Below are 18,528 nucleotides of genomic sequence, written 5' to 3'. Positions count from 1 at the left end.
GCCTTGGCGGGCATGCCACAGGGCGCGGCGCCAGTAGGCGGCTTTGTCTCGAAATCCCATGGCTTAGCGGGACCGCTTCCAGCCGTTGGGCAGCAGCGTGGTCCGCATTTCCGGCAGACTGGCCATCAGCTCGGCGCGGATCTTTCGGCCATAGTCGGCGTTGCCCTCGTTCATGCGCCAGATGAAGTTCTTGTACTCCTTGGCCACTTCTTCGGGGGTTCCGTCCATGATGAAGTCGCCCTTGTCGATCCAGATGGCTCGGTTGCACATGTCGGTAATCGTCCCCAGGCTGTGGCTGACCACAAACACGGTTCCCGCCTGGTTAGTCACTTGCTCCATGCGCTTTTTGGAGCGGTCCTTGAACTGCGCGTCACCGGTATTGAGGGCTTCGTCCACGAGGAGGATCTCCGGGTCCACGGCCGCGGCGATCGCAAAGCGGAGACGGGCACCCATGCCCGAGGAATACGATTTCATCGGGTGGTAGATCTCGTGTTCCAAGCCGGACATTTCAACGATGTCATCGAACTTCGCATCAACTTCAGCGTGGCTCATCCCCATCGCCAAACAACCTAAGCGGATATTCTGTGCGCCAGACATGGAAGTGATCAGGGCCGCGTTGACACCGAGCAGAACCGGATTGCTGGCGGCATAAACCGTACCCTCGTCCGGAATGATCAGGCCCGCCAGAACCTTCATCAGGGTGCTCTTGCCGGAGCCGTTGCGGCCGATGACGCCAATGGAGTCCCCTTGATGGGCCACGAAGGACACTTTGCTCAGCGCCGTCGTCCGCACCTGGGCATCGCCGCGGCGGGAGGCCCGCCATGCCTTCAGTCCGGACGTCGGAGCATTTGTCCTTCCTCCTGACTGATTTTTGGTCCGGTAAACGACCGATATTTCGTCCACCACCACGGTGGGATCCGTCAGCGGCTTTCCGGATACCTTCGAAACCTCAGACACGTCCATATCGCTCCTCTCCGCGCCAGAAAACTATGATCCCCACAGCCACCGACGCCAGTGCCCAGATGGACAATACAGCCCACGTGCGCCAGGAAGGAGTGGTGTCGTACAGCACCGAGTCACGGATGATCTTGATGACCAGGTATACGGGGTTGTAATCCATGATGGCGCGGAGTGCCGGGTGATTGTCGAAGCGGTCCTCCGCGAAGAAGACGGCAGAGGCGTACATCCACAGGCGCATCACGAAGGAGAGCAACATCCCGAGGTCTGGAATTCTAAGAATGATCGGGGCAAGCAGCATCCCTATTCCCAGATTGAAAAAGAACTGCAGTGCAATCGCCGGGAAGATCAGCAGCCAGCGCCAGGAGATGACCTCGGAAGGGGCCGTAAAGATGATGAAAAGCAGCATGACGATGGTCACCGGGATGTTCGACAACAGTTCCCGGACATTAACCGCCAGGGGCAGTGCAGCTCGCGGAAACTGGAAGGCCCGGATCATGGACGTGTTGCTGGTCAGCGACTTCGCCCCACTAGTGATGGAACGGGTGCTCATCTGAAAGGTGAACGTTCCAATCAGCAGGTAGCCGATAAAATTGTCGATGCCCTTGCTTGTACCCAGCAACATGCCAAAGATCAGGTAGAAACTCAACCCGTTCAGCAATGGGGTGATTACCAGCCACGCAATTCCCAGGTTGGTCTTGTCGTGGCCGCTGGCAACGCGGGCTCGGGCATCAAAGTAAATAAAACTCCGCCGGTCCCAAAGCTGCACTAAGTAGTCCAGCAGATCGGGCCGTTGGCCCACCTTGCTCAGCCGGGCGAGGTTGACGGGCACAGAGACGGTGGGGGCCTCGGCCTGTTCCTTGATGCTCATCAGATGGTCACTCCCAGCTTTCCCAGCTCCGCTGCCAAGGCCACCACGTTGGCAGCCCATGTTCTTTCCCGCAATACCCGGGACCGGCCCGCCGCGCCCATTTGCTCCACAAGCTCAGGGTCCGACAGCAATTCCCTAATTGCCTCGGACAACGCCACCGGATCGTCAGCTGTGACCAAGCGTCCGGTCAACCCGTCCTCGACAATCTCCGCCAGCGCCGGGAGCCTGCTCGCCACCACCGGGCGGGCACAGGCCAATGCTTCCACGGGTTTGAGGGGCGTCACGGACCGGGTCACTTCAAGATCCTTGCGTGGCACCACAAAAATATCCAAAGCCTGGTGGTAGCGCACCGCCTGCTCGCGCGGTACCCGCCCGGTAAAGATGATGCGGTCGCCATAGCCTGACTGGCGTGCTTGAACCTCGAGCGCGGGGCGGGAGACACCGTCTCCTACGATCAGCAGCTTGAGGTGCGGAAATTGAGAAGCCAGCAGTGCAAACGCGTCGATAAGGCAGTCGAGACCCTCATAGGCTACCAAACTGCTGACCGTGCCGATGTACTGTCCGCCACCGTTGAGCCCAAGCTCACGGCGGGCGCTGTCGGCATCCAGCGGCTCCTTAAGGAAGTCACCGCCTACAGCGTTCGGCGCAATCAGCACCTTTGCTTCCGGGATGCCGGCAGCCACGATGTTGGCCTTCATGGCACCACCCAAGGTGACCACCAGGTCAGCATCCCGCATGACCTCGGCCTCGCGTTCCTGGAACAGTCGGTAGCGTTCGCTCTCCTTGGCCTCCGCACCCCGCGTCGAGGCCCAGGTGTCGGCCAGCTGCCCGCGCACCTCATACACCCAGGGAATGCCCACGGCCTGGGCAACGGCGCGGACCACTAGGGCGTTGACGTAGTGCGTGGTGGTGTGCAGCACGCTGGGCTTGAATTTCAGCACGATGTCCAGCAGCTCTTCGGCCTGCTGCTGCAGCCGCGCATCCATGGTTGCTGACAGCTTTGCCGGAAGGAGCCGCCGATAACGGACACCGTCCACCACATCGAACGGCTTCGCGAAAATCTTGCCGACCTGGACCGGGTAGCCCAGTCTGGTCACGGCCAGGACGTCCCAGCCTGCAGCCTGCTGAGCGGCAAGGATGGAGTGTGACCGTTGCGCGTACCCGTTGGCGGTGTGCGGCAGGGAGTTGGTCAACAGATGCAGCACCCGCCCGGGGACGGGACTGCATTCCGTAGGCTTCAGGTCCGGCGCGGCCAGCCCGGCAAGGACGTCCCGCTCTGCTGCGAGCCGTGCCCGCTGCCCCCGCGCGCCGTGCCCCGCGCCGTCGCGCACAGCGTCCTCCAGCACCGAGACGGCGTCGCTCAACGCGCCGTCGTACCAAAAGCGGCGCGCGCGTGCCTGGGCCAGACCGTTAGCACCTGCCGCGCATTCCAGGAATCCGTCCACGAGGCCGGGCAGCTGGGCGGCGAGGGCGACGTCGGCGAGCCGGCGGGCGCGCTCCCCCGTCGCTGCGGTTGCGGCGGCGAGGGAAAGCCGCCGCTGCACGTCGGCGCCGGCTCCGCCCACCAGGGCGGCGAGGAGAACGGGAAGTGCAGCGGAATTCCGAGGAGCGAGACGGGTGACCGCTGCGGAGAGCGGGCCCACGAGGCGCGCCGGCAGGCGCCGGCTCAGCTGAAGGAGCAGTAGCAGTGGATCGTCGGTCAGGTGGCTGCTGGCCACCCCGGCGGCCAGCCGGAAATTACGGTAGAGCTGGGTCATCGGGAAGAGACCGTCTCCCGGCTCAGCAGTTCCTCGATCAGCCCCATGTACCGATCCGCCAGCAGGGAATAGTCGGCATGTTCCTTGACCCACTGCCGGCTGGTCTCGTCCCGCACCAGACGGGAGCGGTCTGCGGCCAGCTCGCGCCACAGTTCCGCCACAGCCTCCGCACCGCTGGGCACAATGTCGCCGGCCTGGGCATCAGTGATTATGCGGGCGGCTTCGCCAATGACGATTGCCGTGACGTGGCGGCCCAGGGACAGGACTTCGTAAGTCTTGGACGGCACAGTCGTTTCAAACGACTTCCAGTCATCCCGGAGCGAGACGATGCAGGTGTCGGCCGAGGCGTAGCGCTCCATCACGGCCGGGCCATGCAGGGACGGATGGAAGGTCACCGGGGCGTTGAGCTCGCGCGCCAGTTTTTGTAGCGCTGGCTTTCGTGTCCCGTCACCCACCAGGTGCAGGTGCATGGAGTCCCCTACTAGCGCGCTGGCTCGGATCACCACTTCCAACCGCTGGCTCGCGCCGTGGTTGCCGAGGTACAAGGCCTCAAAAGTGTCACGCTCCGGCTCCGGCGGCCCCAGGACCGGGATGGTGTCCACATGCAACCCGTTGCTGACCGTGGCGACGTTCCTAATGCCGCGTCCGCGCAGGGTCTCGGCGAATCCTTCGGTGACCGTAACTACCATGTCGGCTCGATGCTGGATTAAATCGACGGCCACCTCTACGACGCTCTTGACGCGTCCCTTCACCATGCGCGAGTCACGGGCAAGGTCTGGCCAGGCGTCCCGCATCTCCACGATCAAAGGAACCCTGCGGAGGCGGGCCAGAAGGTAGCCAGCGGCAAGGATCGGCAGGCTCGGCGCGGTGGCGACGACGACGTCGGGCCGCGGCGTCAACAGTCCGAGCGGCACTGTCATGACGGCAGAGAAACAATGATCGAGAAAGCGTGCCAGCTGGGAGTTGCCATGCGGCAGGTAGGGGACGCGCCGGATCTGCTCAGAGAACTGGCCCTTCTGCCGCCGGAACGCACGGCCTGCCAGCTTGGCAGGTAGGTCGCGCCGTCCGGACGGCGCGTGGGCCACGGGCGTAATCACATTGACGTCCCAGCCAGTGGCACAGAATTCCTTCAGCAGGGCCGTCCAGCGGCGCTGGGGCGGGCTGCTCTCCGGCCAATAGGAATGCACCAACAGGCTGACGCGAATGGGCCGGGCCGCTGGCGCAGGAGTTTCGAACGGATTCGGGCGGACTGCCCGGGCCATGCTAGCGACCGCCCTTGGAGGTCACGCGGCCCCTCGCACCCAAGGCGCGGAAGTAGGCAAAGCCCGCCGCCAGCAGGACCAGAACGGTTACCAGCTGCACGCCGAAAGGGCTGCCGGTTGCCGCGGCGACTGCTGCCTGGATCACCGGGGAGGATTGGGTTACCTGGTTGGCCTGGGCCGGCTCCGGCGCGGAAGTCTTGGATGGGGCAGCCGACGCCGGCGCGGTCGAGGCGCTAGCCGAAGGAGTCACCGTAGGCGTGCTTTCCTCGACGGCCTCGGTCGGTGCCTCCGCGGGAACCACGGGCGCCACCGGCTCGGGCGCCGGGCCGACCGGTGCGGCGGGAATGACGACCGGCGCGGCCGGCACCGGATTTGCGGGCGGAACGGCCGGACGTGCAGGTACGGACGGGGCCGGCTGCGGAAACACCGGCCCGGCGGGCGCGGTGGGGGCGGGGTCCGGCGCAGGAGCTGGTTCTGAAGGAGCCGGAGCGGGATCGGAAGGCGCCGGATCCACGATCACGATGGGATCAGGGGCAGGCGTGCCATCACCTTCCGCGTGTGCGGGGGCGACAGCCAGGCTGAGGGCGAGAGCGGCGGCCGCGCCAAGCGCCGCCGTCCTAAGTGCAGTCCGGTAACCGCCGCAGCGTGACGTCTTCAAATGTTCCCCCAAAGCAAAATCCTGTTCGGTACGTCGTAAGTTCAGCGTCGTACTTTACGTCGGGGCCGCAGTTCAGAGTCGGCACCGATAGCATCCTACCGGCTTCCCGGCAATTCACTGAACAATGGCGCGTTGCTAGGAACCCGACCCGATGGACTTGATGAAGTTCTCGAGCGTGTCCCCACGCAGGGCCGCGGCTACCTTGGCAATGGCGGCGTCGTCCCGCAGTACGATGGACTGTCCGTCTGCCGAAGTACCGATGCCCGCGGTGGGGAGGGTGAAACTGGCCACGTCTGCCGTCCGGACGTTGCGCAGCCCCACCGCCAGGGAGGCCACCGCAGCCGCGTCGAGAGACTTGTCGACACTGACGTACGGCGAGACGGTATCCACCAGGCTGCTGATCCTGACCGGATTGGTCAGCGTCTCGGCCGTGAGGAACTTCGACATGAGTGCCTTCAGGAATAGCTGCTGGTTCTTGACGCGCTGGTAATCGCCGTCGCTGAAGGCTTTGCGCTCACGAACGAAGGCCAAGGCCTGTTCACCGCTGAGCTGCTGCTTTCCCGCGGCGAACGAGAACTGCTTGGTATTGAAAGCCGTTGGCACGTTGACGTTGACGCCGCCCAGGGCGTCGGTCATCGCCTTGAATCCTTCAAAATCGACCACGGCGACGTGGTCGAGCCGGGTGTCGAACATGCCTTCCAGAGTCTGGACGACCAACGGAATACCGCCCAGTGCCATGGCAGCGTTCATCTTTGCCTCCCCGTGTCCGGGAATCTGCACCCAGGTGTCGCGCATGATGGACATCATGTAGATGTTCTTGCGGTCTGCCGGGATATGCACCCACATCATGGTGTCCGAGCGCTGGTCCGAGGGACCGCCGGCTTCCGCGTCGCCGAGAGTTGCGGCGCGGCTGTCGCTGCCAAGCAGCAGCAGGTTTACGGCGTCGGTTTTAGTTTCGGCCGGGCGCGCAGATTCCGCCGGAAAGGCCTGCTCGATCTTTTGCGACTTGGAGTTGAAGCTGTTCGCCAGATTGAAGGCGTAAACCCCTGCACCCACGGCTACGACGAGAAAGAACGCGACGACACCGAGGAGGACGTTGCGTGCAGTCTTCTTCTTCCTGGTGCGGGACCGCTGGGCGTCCTCGTAGGGAGCCTGGTCTTCAGTTTCAACGGGCATGAGTGCGTCCCCAACTCTTGTAACGGCGAACAGATATAGCTCGGCCCATTGTGCCATGTACTCGTGGATGTTCTGGTTCGGATGGACCTTCAGCGCCGGGATAGGCTGGAGGGATGCAGCTCCCGCACGGTTCCCCGCGTCCGCCTCGCCTTTTGGCAATCGCAACCGTCGCCGTAGCCGGGCTCGTGCTCAGCGCTTGTTCCCCCGTCGTCGACGTCACGCCTGCCAAGGACGCAGCGAACGCCGCCTGCGCGCCCATGATGTTGGCGCTGCCAGACAGCCTTGGCGATGCGAAACTGCGCAAAACCAACAGTCAGGCGACGGCGGCGTGGGGCGATCCGTCACTGGTGGTCCTGCGCTGCGGCGTCAACGTCCCCGGCCCCACCACGGACCGTTGCGTCAGCGTCAACGGCGTCGACTGGGTGATCAAGGAAGGCAACCCGGTGTGGACGCTGACCACGTTCGGGCGCGAACCCGCCACGGAAATCCTGATGGACCCCAACAAGATCAGCTCGGCCACCGTGCTGGCAGAGCTCGCCGCCCCGGCCGCGAAGATCAAGGCAACCCGGAAATGCGTGGGCCAAGAGGATCTGCAGAACCTGCCGACCGGCAAGTAATCCCGTCGGCAGCTAAGCCCGCCTGCGCAAGGCCTAGCGCAGGCCGGTCTTGCGGTGCAGGGCCAGATAGATCAGCTCGTCGATCAGCTCCGCGTAGCCCAGCCCCGAGGCCTTCCACATCTGCGGGTACATGCTCTTCGGCGTGAAGCCGGGCATGGTGTTGATCTCGTTGATGATCAGTTCACCCTCGGGCGTGTAGAAGAAGTCCACGCGGCTGAGTCCCTCGGCGCCGACGGCGTCGAAAGCGACCGCCGCGAGCTCGCGGACCCGGGCGATGGCCTCGTCGGGGAGGTCGGCCGGGCAGCTGAGCGCGGCGGCGTCGTCCTCCACATACTTGGCGTTGAAGTCGTAGAAGTCGTGGCCGCCGCCGGCAACCGAAATTTCGCCCGGCATGGATGTGCGGGGCGCGTCGGTCCCGCGACCTTCCAGCACGGCGCATTCGATCTCGCGGCCGACGATGCCGGCCTCGATCACGAGCTTGGGATCGTGTTCCCGGGCAGCCTCAATCGCGGCGTCCAGTTGCTCGAGCGAGTCCACCTTGGAGATGCCCATCGAGGAGCCGGCCCGCGCGGGCTTGACGAAGACCGGGAAGCCGAGCTGGTCCACGCGCTTGCGCACCAGCTCAGGGTCGGTGAGCCACTGCCGGTCCGTCACCGTGATGTAGGGACCCACACGCAGGCCGGCGGACTCGAAGACCACCTTCATGTAGTGCTTGTCCATCCCAACGGCTGAAGCCAGGACGCCGGCGCCCACGTAGCGGGTGTCGGAGAGCTCCAGGAGACCCTGGATGGTGCCGTCCTCGCCGAACGGCCCGTGCAGCAGCGGGAAGACCACGTCCACTGAGCCCAGCTCCTGCGGGACCTGGTTCGGAGAGGCCACAATCAGCTGGTGTTCTCCGCTGATCTCGGCCAGCGTCACGGTCTGGTCCGACGGCGCCACTTCCGGCAGCGAGGAGGCGGAGAGCGACCAATCATTGGTGTCTCCCGAGGCCAGTACCCACTGGCCGGTCTTGGCGATCCCAATCGGGATCACCTCGTACTTGGTCTGGTCAATCGCGCCGAGGACACCGGCCGCTGTGACGCAGCTGACCGCGTGCTCACTGGAGCGGCCGCCGAACAGCACCGCCACCCGGGGCCTGGACCGGCCGGACCGGGCTTCTGGAGTCAAGTTCATTTCCGACACTCTTAGTAATCGCCTTCGGATTTCAGGTCCCGGGACAGCAGCAGCGGTCCCAGTTCGTCTACGGACAGTTTTCCGGCCAGCACCGCGACGACGGCGGCGGTGATGGGCATCTCGACGCCCAGCTTGCCGGCAAGCTCGTGCACGGCCTGCGCCGACTTGATGCCTTCGGCGGTCTGCGTCATTTCGGCCGTGACCTGCTCCAGGCTCAGGCCGGTGCCCAGCAGCCGTCCGGCTGTGTGGTTCCGCGACAGCGCGGAGGAACAGGTGGCGACGAGGTCGCCCAGACCGGCAAGACCCGCCATGGTCCGGGCTTCGCCGCCGAGGGCCAGCGTCAGCCGGGACGTTTCGGCGAGGCCGCGGGTGATCACGGAAGCCTTGGTGTTGTCGCCCATCTGCTTGCCTTCGCAGATGCCGACGGCCAGCGCAATGATGTTCTTGACGATGCCGCCGATTTCGACGCCCACCACATCCGACGTCGTGTAGGGCCGGAAGTAGGGTGCCGTGCAGCTGCGGGCCATCCAGCCCGCCGCCGCAGCGTCGGCGCACGCGACGACCGACGCCGTCGGCTCCTCCCGGGCAATCTCCATGGCCAGGTTGGGGCCGGAAACCACGGCCACCCGCTCGGCGGGGATGTCCAGCTCCTCGCAGATCACCTCGCTCATGCGGGCGTCCGAGTGCAGTTCCAAGCCCTTCATCAGGGAAACCACCAGCGCGCCGGGCCCGATCAGGTCCTTCCATTCGCGCAGCTGGAGCCGCAGGGTCTGGGCCGGGACGGCGAGGACCACGAGGTCGGCGCCGCTAAGTACCTCGGCGACGTCGGTGGAGGCGGTGATGCTGGCAGGCAGGGCGATGCCCTTGAGGTACTGCTCGTTGCGGTGCTCGCTGTTGATCTGGTCCACGACGGCGGCACGGCGGCCCCAGAGGCGGATGCTGCGCTCAACGCCGTAGGCGGTGGCCGCGTCGGCGAGGATTTTCGCGAAGGTCGTCCCCCAGGACCCGGCGCCGAGCACGGCGACGCACGTGGCCGAGTCAGTGGCTTCCTGGGTGGGGAGCTCCACCGTCACTTGGCACCGCCCGTGGCAGTGCCACTGTCCGGGGTAGTTTCCGGGGCCGCGCCGGGCTTCCCGCCGCGTTCGATGAAGCGCCCGTGGGTGGACTGGTTGTGCGCTGAGGGGTCCCAGCGCACCAGCGGCGGCTGTCCCCCGCGCAGCGTTGCCAGCAACTCTGTGATGGCGTCCATGATCACGTTGGTCGCTTCGCTCAGCGTCGCCTTGTCCAGGGGCCGTCCGGCGAAGGCACTCAGGTCCACCGGGTCGCCCACCAGCACGCGCGAGGTCTTCCGGGGAAACACGTGGAAGCGCTTGGCATAGCGCGGAAAGACTTCATGCGCTCCCCAATGGGCCATCGGGACCACCGGGATGCCGCTTTCCAGCGCCATCCGGGCAGCACCGGTGTGGCCCTTCATTGGCCACAGCTCCGGATCGCGCGTCAGCGTGCCCTCGGGGTAGATGATGATGGCGCCGCCCTCGTCCACGACTTCCTTGGCGACCTGCAGCGAACGGTTGGCACCCGCCGTCGACCGCTCCACCGGCACCTGCTTGGTGTTGCGCAGCACCGAACCCAGTACCGGGACCTTGAACAGGCTGCCCTTGGCCAGGAAGTGCGGCATCCGGTTCTGGTTATAGAGCATGTGCCCGATCACCAGCGGATCGATCTCGGTGCAGTGGTTGGGCGCGGCAATGAAACCGCCGGCGGGAAGTTTCTCCAGCCCCTCCCACTTCTTGTTCATCAGCAGGTTCATGACGGGCCGGACAATTCCGGCCACGATGACAAAGGTGATGTGGCTCTTGGCCGTTTCCTTCACGTGGTCCCCGCTACCGGGCCGACGTGATGTCGAAATCGGCGCCCAGGCCCGCGAGCTTCTCGGTGAAACGCTCGTAGCCGCGGTTGATGATGTCGATGCCGGTGACCCGCGAGGTGCCGGTGGCGGCCAGGGCCGCGATGAGGTGGCTGAAGCCGCCGCGCAGGTCGGGCACGTCGATGTCGGCGCCCTTGAGCTGCGTGGGGCCGGAGATGACGGCGGAATGCAGGAAGTTGCGCTGGCCGAACCGGCACGGGACACTGCCAAGGCATTCGCGGTGGACCTGAATGCTGGCGCCCATCCGGATCAGGGCGTCGGTGAAGCCGAAGCGGTTCTCGTACACGGTCTCGTGCACGATCGAGACGCCCTCGGCCTGGGTGAGTGCCACCACCAGGGGCTGCTGCCAGTCGGTCATGAAGCCGGGGTGCACATCGGTTTCCAGCACCAGCGGGTTGAGCTTTCCGCCGGGGTGGTAGAAGCGGATGCCGTCCTCGCCGATGTCCATGCCGCCGCCCACCTTGCGGTAGGTGTTCAAGAACGTCATCATGTCGCGCTGGGTGGCGCCTTCGACGAAGATGTCGCCGCGGGTCACCAGGGCGGCGGAGGCCCAGGACGCGGACTCGTTGCGGTCGGAGAGGGCCCGGTGGTTGTAGCCGCCCAGATCCTGCACGCCCTCGATCCGGATGGTGCGGTCGGTCTGGACGCTGATGATGGCGCCCATCTTCTGCAGCACGGCGATGAGGTCCACAATTTCGGGTTCGGTGGCCGCACCCGAGAGTTCGGTGATGCCCTCGGCCCGGGTTGCGCTCAGCAAGACCTGTTCAGTGGCCCCAACCGACGGGTAGGGCAGCGCGATCTTGGCGCCCTTGAGGCCGTTCGGGGCGGAGATGTGGATGCCGCCCGGGCGCTTCTCCACGACGGCGCCAAACTGGCGCAGCACGTTGAGGTGGTAGTCGATCGGACGGTCGCCGATCTTGCAGCCGCCAAGGTCCGGGATGAAGGCCTCGCCGATGGCGTGGATCAGGGGTCCGCAGAGCAGGATCGGGATGCGCGAGTCGCCGGCGTGCGCGTCGATGGCCGTGTGCGAGGCCGTCTTGGCGTTGGTCGGGTCCAACGTCAGGTCCCCGGTGACCGGGTCCTTGTCCACCGTGACGCCGTGGAGCTGGAGCAGGCTGGTGACAACCTCAACGTCCTTAATTTCGGGGACGTTGCGCAACACGGACGGCTCATTGCCCAGCAGGGCAGCAACCATCGCCTTGGGGACAAGATTCTTGGCCCCCCGAACGGTGACGCGGCCGGTCAGCGGGACGCCTCCGCGGATTGTCAGAACACTACTCATTTACTAGTTTCCTCACGACTACTCGCCCCCAAATCCTTACAAAGGCTCCAGCTAAGCATAGGAGCTAGCGTTACCGATCTGAAATACGGCGCGGTTCAGGGCGGCTTGATCCACTCGTCCGCGGCTGACTGCCCTTCGCTCAGTTCGCCGTCGTTCCGGCATTGAGACGCGCTACTGCCGTCGACAACGCTGTGGCAAAACCGCACCACGCGGCATAGGGGGCAAGAGCCACTCCTGCGCGGCGGTCCAGGCGGTATGTCCGCCGCACCAGATCGACGCTGCTCGCCGTCAGCACGGCGCACTCCGCCGCTGCCAACCATGGCCGGCGGGCGCGCCAGAATAGCCAGCTCCACGACGCATTGAGGACGAGATTGGCTGCCAAAGCGGAGCGGTATGCAGTTAGTTCCTGTTGCCTCGTGGCGCTGCCGGCGCCATCGGCCCCGTCGCTGCTATCCAGCGCGACGGCGGAGCTCACGGCGAGGTCCGCATAGAGTGCTGTCCACACGACCGGAAACGCGATGGCGGGCGGCTGCCAATCAGGTTTGCGGAGCCTCCTGTACCAGGCACCATCGGGGTCAGTCGCCACTCCACCGGCTGCCGCCGTCGCGGCCGTCGCAGCCGCCGTCCACACCACGGTCATGAGTTTCATAGCTACTCCTTCTTGCTCCGGGTCGCTTTCTGCGGGATGTCCTCTCCGGGGCAAGGTCTCCCCCGGGCACGGTCTTCCCGTATGGCCGATGATACGTCCCTCGCAGGGACCGCTGGCTTGGCCACCCGCCACTCTGCACTAAAAGTGTCAGAGGTGGCCGATAGCGTGTTTTTATGGACGGCAAGCAAGGGCCCGACGTGGCTCTGACGGACAGCGTAACGGTCGCGGACCTTGCGCGGATCCTGGCCGGAATCCCGGCCCCGGCCAGCGCCGCGGCCCTCATCGACGAAACACGCGAGCTGGAGGACCTGAAGTCAGCCCTGGCCGTCCGGCAGGCCCGGGACGCCGTCGCCTTCGACCTGTCCCAGCGCCGCGAACAATCCCTGGCCGGCGTTCCCGCCGACCAACTCGGCACCGGCGTCGGCGCGCAGCTCGCCCTCGCCCGCCGCGAATCCCCCGCCAAAGGCGGGAGACTCCTCGGCCTGGCCAACGCCCTCGTCACCGAAATGCCGCACACCCTCGCCGCCCTGGAAACCGGCCAGCTCAACGAATGGCGCGCCACCCTCCTGGTCCGCGAAACCGCCTGCCTGTCCCCCGCCGACCGGGCCGCCGTCGACGAGGAACTCGCCCCCGACGCCGGGACCTTCGACGGCGCGGGCGACCGCGCCATCGTCGCCGCGGCCCGTGCCGCCGCGTACCGGCGGGACCCGCGCTCCATCACCGGGCGCGTCGGCCACGCCGAAACCGAACGCCACGTCAGCCTCCGCCCGGCCCCGGACACCATGTGCTACCTCACCGCCCTGCTGCCGGTCGCGGAGGGAGTGGCCGTGCACGCGGCGCTCACCAGGCACGCAGACGCTGCCCGGGCCGCCGGGGATCCCCGTTCCCGGGGCCAGCTGATGGCCGATGCCCTGGTCGAACGCACCACCGGCAAAGCCGGCGGGATCAGCGGCATCGACATCCAGCTCATCATGACCGACCGCACCCTCTTCCAGGCCGACAGCGAACCCGCCCGCCTCCCCGGCTACGGCATCGTCCCCGCAGGCTGGGCCCGAAGTCTACTCAAAGACTTCGGTGGCGCAGCCCCGGGCGGCTCTAGCGACGAACGCGCCTTCGCCCTCTGGGTCCGCAGGCTCTTCACCGCGCCGGCCACCGGCGAACTCGTGGCCATGGATTCCCGCGCCCGGATCTTCCCCGCAGGGCTGCGCCGCTTAATCCAGGCCCGGGACGACACCTGCCGGACCCCCTACTGCGACGCCCCCATCCGCCACCTGGACCACATCATCCCCTGGCACACCGGCGGCGCCACCACAGCAGCCAACGGCGCCGGGCTCTGCGAAGCCTGCAACCACACCAAAGAAACCCCCGGCTGGAACGCACAACCCCGCCCCGGACCCCGGCACACCCTCCAACTAACGACGCCGACCGGCCACAGCTACCACTCCACCGCCCCGCCGCTGCCGGGAACCGGCGTCCCCTGCCGGCCGCAACCGCGCTCCGGCGAGGACAGGGACACCATCGACCCTCCAAAGCCTCCGCTCCAGGACAGAAAGCTCAGGCACCGGGCCAAGGCCATCATGGTCGTCCGCCTTGCGACGCGACCGGCTGCATGAAGTCGCCGCCCGGCCACGGCGTTGTCTGGTCATTTGCGTCCGTGGTTGGTCGAAGGCCCCCTTGTCCACGGCAGGGGGTGCTGGGCTATCGTGGGGCCATGCCAAGCCAACTAGCCACCATTGCAATCGACGCCGTCCGGCCAAAGGTGGTGGCCGACTTCTGGTGCGCCGTCCTCGACTGGCATGTTATCGAAGACGATAGCGACATCATCAGCATCGCGCCCCGGGACAAGTCCCGGCTTTCCATCGATGTGATCGCAGTGCCCGAGAGCAAGACGGTCAAGAACCGGCTGCACTTCGACCTGCGGGCTGACGGTGTATCCACCGCTGAGGAGCTGGAACGCCTGCTCGCCCTCGGGGCGCGGCGCACGGACGTGGGCCAGGGCCCGGACGTGAGCTGGGTGGTACTGGCTGATCCCGAGGGCAACGAGTTCTGCCTGCTGTCCAGAACAGTCCAGGACGTCGAACACTAGCTACCCTCGCGCGTACCAGAGCAAGGCGGCGTAGAGGTCGCGGGCCGTCCGGTAGTAAGCGCGGTGAGTGGGCTCCCGGTCGATCAGTAAAGACACGGCTCGCCGGTTGAACACCGAATCGAACTCCCCCCTCGGCAGTCCGGTGATGATTTCCTTGAGGCCATCACGGATACTCGGGAACTGCGTAACAAGGCGGGGACTCATGCGAAGCGCCACTGCCCGTTCTATGTCCGCCGGGCTGGGACGGACACTGCTCAGGCTGCTCGCATTGTCCGGCTGCATCTTTTTCGCGTCGTCGTAGATCGGGCGTTCCGAGCTTTTGAACGGCTTCCGCCCAGGTACGCCCCGTAGGTCGCTATAGGCGCCGGCGAACCTATCTGTGTCAAAGGGCAATAAAGACAAGCCGGGGGACATGCGCTCAATGAGGTCCATGCCGATGACGTTGGCATGTCGCATCTTTCCGTCAATACGCAGGCCAAGTGATGCGCCGGCTGGAGAGTAGAGGGGATCAAACCGTGCGGCGACGGCTGAAACCGACCGTGAGATCTCGCCGACGTAGTAGCGGTTTCGCCGGTTCATATACACGAAGTCCAGGCGGGCATCCGGTCGGACACCGCTGGCCGCCGCTGATTCCAGAACGTCTGCAAGCTGGCGCTGAGCCCTTAGCAGGAACTTTTCCGAGGTCAGGCGACGGCGGGCGTCACCGCCGAAAGCGAGACGGCCGAACATCCGCTCGGCGGCGTCGCGCACGGTGCCGAAATGAGGGTCACCCTTGTCATAGAACGAGCGGAATAGCTCACCGTATCCCCCGCTCGCGATTGCTGTTTCGGTCGGTGCATTTCCAGGGTGCGCCACACCGGAGATAATCCCCGAGGTGAGCTGAAAGGGCCAAAGCAACTGGTCCTCCAAGGTGACTGGAGAAGTCCGTATGTCCAATCCGTTGTGATTTGTCATCGTCAGTCCGAACTCGACCGCGAGGCTTTCGGCTACCATCTTGTCCGGTTCGGTTGGTCCACCCGAGCAATAGAAAGCGAACTCAGACTGTTGACCGCCGGCCAGAACGGCGGCCAAAACTACTCGGGAATCCACGCCGCCGGTCAAGTGGGCAATTTTTCGCGAATGTTCCGACTCTCTCAAAGCGGAAACATTACTTTCGATCTCTCCCTGTGCGACTTCAAGGGAGTCATCGTAAGACATAGTGGACTCGAAGAATTCGCCCTTTTGCGGATATTCCCGAACAACAACGCCGGCCGGTGAAATTTCGATGTAGGAGAACTGGGGCACGGTAACAATGTCTTCGTAACTGGACTCAACCAGGCCGCCACTGCCCGTAGCCACATAGGCGGCCACGTATTCCAGGGATTTCTTGGGCCCGGCGCCGATGAGATCCAGGAACGACACTAGTGCTGCCAGATCCGACGAGACAGCATGCCCCTCGTCGCCTTTCCAAACAAAGACCAAACCGCCGCCCAGCGGATCAGGAAGAACGCTGAGCCGCCGTGCGGCAGGCTCCAGGATATATAACGTGAGCGAGCCCCTGAGATCCTGGCCAAGCTCGTTGAGGGAGGCCCTTGGATTCCGCTCGACGACCTCGGAGGCCAGACGGGTGCTGGTGATGAGTCTTCCGCGCAACACACCAGTGCCGTGGGCACCCACAACGACCCGCCCAGAGGCCGCGTCCCCGGCCTTGTCACCAATTAGGTAGGTGTTCGGGAAAACCCTGTAGCTCTCCGTAACGGCCCGGCGCACGGTTGAATGAAATACAACCGGGACTGACGGCACGTTGTTCTCAATTCATTTCCGGGACAGGACGCCTAAACATAACGTATTACTAAACAGTTTTGTTAAACCCTGAGCTTCTTCTAGCCTCGACTTACGTCACGGGTCCCGGCCAGCACGATAAGACTGCTTGAATTCCCGCTTCACGACAGCTTGGCTGGCAGCGTCGTGGGCTTGAACGACGGCCTCGTGGCCTCGTAAGCGGTGATGTCTTCCTCGTGCTGGAGGGTCAGGCCGATGTCGTCCAGTCCCTCGAGCAGGCGCCAGCGGGTGTAGTCGTCGATTTCGAACGGCGCGACCACGTTGCCGCATTCGACCGTTTTGGAGACCAGGTCAACCCTGACCTCGGTGCCGGGAGCGTTTTCCAGCACTTTCCAGATCAGTTCGATGTCGTCCTGCGCCAGTTCGGCGGCCAGTAATCCCTGCTTGCCCGAGTTGCCGCGGAAGATGTCGGCGAAGCGGGAGGACAGCACGGCCTTGAAGCCATAGTCCTTCAGCGCCCAGACGGCGTGCTCGCGTGAGGAGCCCGTGCCGAAGTCCGGTCCGGCGACCAGCACGGAGCCGGCGCTGAACGGTTCCTGGTTCAGGATGAACGCCGGGTCCTTGCGCCAGGCCGAGAACAGTGCGTCCTCGAACCCTGTCCGGGTGATGCGCTTGAGGTAGACGGCGGGGATGATCTGGTCAGTGTCGACGTTGCTCTGGCGCAGCGGGACACCGATTCCGGTGTGGGTGGTGAACTTTTCCATGGCGGATCCTTCGTGGCTGTGTGGATCGGTGCAGTCGGGGTGGGCGCTACACCGAGGCGGAACGGCGGCCAGCGGATGCGGACACAGGGTCCAGGTCCGACGGCGAGCTCAGCGTGCCGCGGACCGCCGTCGCCGCTGCCACGACGGGCGAGACGAGGTGGGTGCGTCCGCCCTTGCCCTGGCGTCCTTCGAAGTTGCGGTTGGATGTGGAGGCGCAACGCTCCCCCACCTCCAGCTGGTCCGGGTTCATGCCCAGGCACATTGAGCAGCCGGCAAAGCGCCACTCCGCACCGAAGTCGGTGAAGACTTTGTCCAGTCCCTCGGCCTCTGCCTCGAGCCGGACGCGGGCGGAACCGGGCACCACCAGCATCCGGATGTCCGGGTCCTTGGTCCGGCCGCGGATGATGTCCGCCGCCGCCCGGAGGTCCTCCATCCGGGAGTTGGTGCAGGAGCCCAGGAATACGGTATCGACCCGGATGTCCTTCATTGGCGTGCCGGCTTCAAGGCCCATGTACTGCAGCGCGCGTTCCGCGGCGGCCTTGGCGTTCTCGTCGCCGAAGTCAGCGGGCGAGGGCACCTTGGCGGACAGGGAAACACCCTGGCCCGGGTTGGTCCCCCACGTCACGAACGGTTCCAGCGTGTCGGCGTCGAGGTCCACCTCGGCGTCGAACGTCGCGTCGTCGTCGGTCCGCAGCGTGTTCCAGTATTCGACGGCGGCGTCCCAGTCCGCGCCCTGGGGCGCGTGCGGGCGGCCGTGCATGTAGTCGTAGGTGGCCTGGTCCGGGGCGACCAGTCCGGCGCGGGCGCCGGCCTCGATGGACATGTTGCAGATGGTCATCCGGGCTTCCATGGACAGTGCCCGGATGGCCGAACCTCGGTATTCCAGGACGTAGCCCTGCCCGCCGCCGGTGCCGATCTTGGCGATGACGGCCAGGATGATGTCCTTGGCGCTCACACCGGGGCGCAGCGTGCCCTCAACGTTAATTGCCATGGTCTTGAAGGGCTTGAGCGAGAGCGTCTGGGTGGCCATGACGTGCTCCACCTCGGAGGTGCCGATGCCCATGGCGAGCGCCCCGAAAGCCCCATGGGTTGACGTGTGCGAGTCGCCGCAGACCACGGTCATGCCGGGCTGGGTGAGGCCCAGCTGCGGGCCGACCACGTGCACGATCCCCTGCTCGGCGTCACCCAGGGAGTGCAGGCGGACGCCGAACTCCTTGCAGTTGTTCCGCAGGGTCTCGATTTGGGTCCGGCTGGTGAGGTCCGCGATTGGCTTGTCGATGGCCAGCGTGGGAGTGTTGTGGTCCTCGGTGGCGATGGTGAGGTCCGGCCGGCGCAGCTTGCGGCCGGCGAGCCGCAGGCCCTCGAAAGCCTGCGGGGACGTCACCTCATGCACGAGGTGGAGGTCAATGAAGAGGAGATCCGGCTGGGCGTTGGCGCCTTCGCCGTCCCCCTTGCGCACCACGTGTGCGTCCCAGACTTTCTCGGCCAATGTCTTTGCCACGGCCTGCTCCCTTCACTGCTGTTTTGCCGCGTGACTGTCTCTATCGCTTCGCGACGGTCCCGTTCCGGCTGGTTGTTGATCTCCACT

17 protein-coding genes are annotated in these 18,528 nt (G+C 65.3%); 3 read left to right on the top strand and 14 right to left on the bottom strand.

Features of this window, described 5'->3' with window-relative positions; all coding sequences use genetic code 11:
- Positions 1–63 precede the first annotated feature (63 nt).
- From AB4Y91_RS05390 to AB4Y91_RS05365, 6 genes are all read right to left on the bottom strand, one after another.
- The gene (locus tag AB4Y91_RS05390) at positions 64–957 is read right to left on the bottom strand and encodes an ABC transporter ATP-binding protein (protein WP_441417464.1); all 894 of its coding nucleotides are present in this window, start codon (positions 955–957) and stop codon (positions 64–66) included.
- Positions 950–1,828 carry an ABC transporter permease gene (locus AB4Y91_RS05385; RefSeq protein ID WP_441417463.1) on the bottom strand — a complete coding sequence of 293 codons (879 nt, stop codon included), beginning with the start codon at positions 1,826–1,828 and terminating at the stop codon, positions 950–952. Before AB4Y91_RS05385 ends, AB4Y91_RS05390 begins: the two co-directional genes overlap by 8 nt.
- On the bottom strand, positions 1,828–3,585 hold the full coding sequence (locus AB4Y91_RS05380) for a glycosyltransferase family 4 protein (protein ID WP_441417462.1): 1,758 nt from the start codon (positions 3,583–3,585) through the stop codon (positions 1,828–1,830). The genes AB4Y91_RS05385 and AB4Y91_RS05380 overlap by 1 nt, the downstream gene beginning before the upstream one ends.
- Entirely contained in the window at positions 3,582–4,847 is a 1,266-nt protein-coding gene (locus AB4Y91_RS05375; RefSeq protein ID WP_441417461.1) for a glycosyltransferase family 4 protein, read from the bottom strand. The genes AB4Y91_RS05380 and AB4Y91_RS05375 overlap by 4 nt, the downstream gene beginning before the upstream one ends.
- A 1-nt stretch (position 4,848) precedes the next feature.
- Complete coding sequence (locus tag AB4Y91_RS05370) at positions 4,849–5,214, bottom strand: hypothetical protein (RefSeq protein WP_441417460.1); 366 nt, start codon at positions 5,212–5,214, stop codon at positions 4,849–4,851.
- 426 nt (positions 5,215–5,640) lie between these two features.
- The gene (locus AB4Y91_RS05365; protein WP_441417459.1) at positions 5,641–6,681 is read right to left on the bottom strand and encodes an LCP family protein; all 1,041 of its coding nucleotides are present in this window, start codon (positions 6,679–6,681) and stop codon (positions 5,641–5,643) included.
- A 113-nt stretch (positions 6,682–6,794) separates the two neighbouring features.
- On the opposite strand from AB4Y91_RS05365, the gene AB4Y91_RS05360 reads away from it, so the two are divergent.
- Positions 6,795–7,298, top strand: a complete 504-nt coding sequence (locus AB4Y91_RS05360) for a DUF3515 family protein (protein ID WP_441417458.1) — start codon at positions 6,795–6,797, stop codon at positions 7,296–7,298.
- A 33-nt stretch (positions 7,299–7,331) separates the two neighbouring features.
- On the opposite strand, the gene AB4Y91_RS05355 is transcribed toward AB4Y91_RS05360, so the two are convergent.
- From AB4Y91_RS05355 to AB4Y91_RS05335, 5 genes are all read right to left on the bottom strand, one after another.
- On the bottom strand, positions 7,332–8,471 hold the full coding sequence (locus AB4Y91_RS05355; RefSeq protein WP_441417457.1) for a D-alanine--D-alanine ligase family protein: 1,140 nt from the start codon (positions 8,469–8,471) through the stop codon (positions 7,332–7,334).
- 11 nt (positions 8,472–8,482) lie between these two features.
- Positions 8,483–9,544 carry an NAD(P)H-dependent glycerol-3-phosphate dehydrogenase gene (locus AB4Y91_RS05350; RefSeq protein WP_441417456.1) on the bottom strand — a complete coding sequence of 354 codons (1,062 nt, stop codon included), beginning with the start codon at positions 9,542–9,544 and terminating at the stop codon, positions 8,483–8,485.
- The gene (locus tag AB4Y91_RS05345; protein WP_441417455.1) at positions 9,541–10,344 is read right to left on the bottom strand and encodes a lysophospholipid acyltransferase family protein; all 804 of its coding nucleotides are present in this window, start codon (positions 10,342–10,344) and stop codon (positions 9,541–9,543) included. Before AB4Y91_RS05345 ends, AB4Y91_RS05350 begins: the two co-directional genes overlap by 4 nt.
- 10 nt (positions 10,345–10,354) lie before the next feature.
- Positions 10,355–11,680, bottom strand: coding sequence for a UDP-N-acetylglucosamine 1-carboxyvinyltransferase (gene murA / locus AB4Y91_RS05340; RefSeq protein ID WP_175323955.1), 1,326 nt, complete (start codon positions 11,678–11,680; stop codon positions 10,355–10,357).
- Positions 11,681–11,819: 139 nt separating this feature from the next.
- Positions 11,820–12,329, bottom strand: a complete 510-nt coding sequence (locus AB4Y91_RS05335) for a TspO/MBR family protein (protein WP_441417454.1) — start codon at positions 12,327–12,329, stop codon at positions 11,820–11,822.
- 173 nt (positions 12,330–12,502) lie between these two features.
- Between AB4Y91_RS05335 and AB4Y91_RS05330 the strand changes: the two genes are divergently transcribed.
- A complete protein-coding gene (locus tag AB4Y91_RS05330) occupies positions 12,503–13,942 on the top strand; it encodes an HNH endonuclease (protein WP_441417453.1) in 1,440 nt (479 codons plus the stop codon).
- 98 nt (positions 13,943–14,040) lie between these two features.
- Positions 14,041–14,415, top strand: coding sequence for a VOC family protein (locus AB4Y91_RS05325; protein WP_441417452.1), 375 nt, complete (start codon positions 14,041–14,043; stop codon positions 14,413–14,415).
- Here AB4Y91_RS05325 and AB4Y91_RS05320 read toward each other — a convergent pair whose 3' ends face one another.
- The 3 genes from AB4Y91_RS05320 to leuC all read right to left on the bottom strand — a co-directional run bounded on the left by AB4Y91_RS05320 (position 14,416) and on the right by leuC (position 18,441).
- Positions 14,416–16,164: a hypothetical protein gene (locus tag AB4Y91_RS05320; RefSeq protein ID WP_441417451.1), complete on the bottom strand. Its 1,749-nt coding sequence runs from the start codon at positions 16,162–16,164 to the stop codon at positions 14,416–14,418.
- A 173-nt stretch (positions 16,165–16,337) separates the two neighbouring features.
- A complete protein-coding gene (gene leuD / locus AB4Y91_RS05315; protein ID WP_441417450.1) occupies positions 16,338–16,940 on the bottom strand; it encodes a 3-isopropylmalate dehydratase small subunit in 603 nt (200 codons plus the stop codon).
- 46 nt (positions 16,941–16,986) lie between these two features.
- On the bottom strand, positions 16,987–18,441 hold the full coding sequence (gene leuC / locus AB4Y91_RS05310; RefSeq protein WP_441417449.1) for a 3-isopropylmalate dehydratase large subunit: 1,455 nt from the start codon (positions 18,439–18,441) through the stop codon (positions 16,987–16,989).
- Positions 18,442–18,528 lie beyond the last annotated feature (87 nt).

It is taken from the genome of Arthrobacter sp. YAF16, from assembly GCF_052113385.1.
Classification (GTDB): domain Bacteria; phylum Actinomycetota; class Actinomycetes; order Actinomycetales; family Micrococcaceae; genus Arthrobacter.
Note: the sequence above shows the minus strand (reverse complement) of the source record. Positions and strands in the feature narration are given on the sequence as shown.

What these genes read in the sequence shown, in the direction of transcription:
- AB4Y91_RS05385 (WP_441417463.1), bottom strand. Translation starts at nt 1,828, where the DNA reads ATGAGCATCAAGGAACAGGCCGAGGCCCCCACCGTCTCTGTGCCCGTC.
- AB4Y91_RS05380 (WP_441417462.1), bottom strand. Translation starts at nt 3,585, where the DNA reads ATGACCCAGCTCTACCGTAATTTCCGGCTGGCCGCCGGGGTGGCCAGC.
- AB4Y91_RS05375 (WP_441417461.1), bottom strand. Translation starts at nt 4,847, where the DNA reads ATGGCCCGGGCAGTCCGCCCGAATCCGTTCGAAACTCCTGCGCCAGCG.
- AB4Y91_RS05365 (WP_441417459.1), bottom strand. Translation starts at nt 6,681, where the DNA reads ATGCCCGTTGAAACTGAAGACCAGGCTCCCTACGAGGACGCCCAGCGG.
- AB4Y91_RS05360 (WP_441417458.1), top strand. Translation starts at nt 6,795, where the DNA reads ATGCAGCTCCCGCACGGTTCCCCGCGTCCGCCTCGCCTTTTGGCAATC.
- AB4Y91_RS05355 (WP_441417457.1), bottom strand. Translation starts at nt 8,471, where the DNA reads ATGAACTTGACTCCAGAAGCCCGGTCCGGCCGGTCCAGGCCCCGGGTG.
- murA (WP_175323955.1), bottom strand. Translation starts at nt 11,680, where the DNA reads ATGAGTAGTGTTCTGACAATCCGCGGAGGCGTCCCGCTGACCGGCCGC.
- AB4Y91_RS05335 (WP_441417454.1), bottom strand. Translation starts at nt 12,329, where the DNA reads ATGAAACTCATGACCGTGGTGTGGACGGCGGCTGCGACGGCCGCGACG.
- AB4Y91_RS05330 (WP_441417453.1), top strand. Translation starts at nt 12,503, where the DNA reads ATGGACGGCAAGCAAGGGCCCGACGTGGCTCTGACGGACAGCGTAACG.
- AB4Y91_RS05325 (WP_441417452.1), top strand. Translation starts at nt 14,041, where the DNA reads ATGCCAAGCCAACTAGCCACCATTGCAATCGACGCCGTCCGGCCAAAG.
- leuD (WP_441417450.1), bottom strand. Translation starts at nt 16,940, where the DNA reads ATGGAAAAGTTCACCACCCACACCGGAATCGGTGTCCCGCTGCGCCAG.